The organism is Corynebacterium sp. HMSC069E04 (assembly GCF_001813175.1).
Classification (GTDB): Bacteria; Actinomycetota; Actinomycetes; order Mycobacteriales; family Mycobacteriaceae; genus Corynebacterium; species Corynebacterium aurimucosum.
Genome location: NZ_KV811670.1, coordinates 1 through 602, shown reverse-complemented (window position 1 = coordinate 602; position 602 = coordinate 1). Strand labels below are relative to the sequence as shown.

At 59.3% G+C, this 602-nt stretch carries 1 protein-coding gene; it reads right to left on the bottom strand.

The genetic code is table 11. The features are described from left to right. Positions 1–258: 258 nt before the first annotated feature. Positions 259–602: hypothetical protein (locus HMPREF2896_RS05785; RefSeq protein ID WP_070718409.1), on the bottom strand; the 344-nt coding region annotated here is incomplete at its 5' end.

Here is a 602-nt window from a genome sequence, read left to right as displayed (position 1 = left end):
CATGCGGAACGATGTCTCCGAACCAGACACTGTCAGGGGCACTTTGTGTCAGGGGCACTTTTTCATGCCCACAACCCTCTCCCATCGGGCCGCAACCCGGCCCTCATTTTCAACGATGCCACGAGTGCGGGAAAGCCTTTCGCTCTCGGCATTCCCCCAGACCTGAAACCCGCAACCTGCAGGTGGGCGTCGCCCAGCGCTTCGCGGCACCGAGCCACTCACTTGGAGGTTGCGGGTTCTAGGTCTGGGGATATAGAACTAGCGCAAGCGCACCTCGATATCCGCGACCACTTCCTCCGGATTCTTAGCCGAGGCGATAAGAGAGCTTCTGCCCTGCTCGATACGCACGGTCGGCCCAGAAACGATGTAGGCCGGTGCTCCGTCGACAACACGCGGTCCCGCACCTTCCTTGAGCCCAGTCTCGGGACCGATGCTTGCCCCGGTGATATCACTGAGTGGAATCCTCTTCGTGAATATATCCAGGATGGAAACCGCTACGTCGTCGTCACTCACGACGATCTTCACCCGCATCATGTTGCAAGCCACGGTTGCAACGATCACCAAGGCACCGAAAAGGGGCTCTTCCGGTTTCGGGGTGCGTA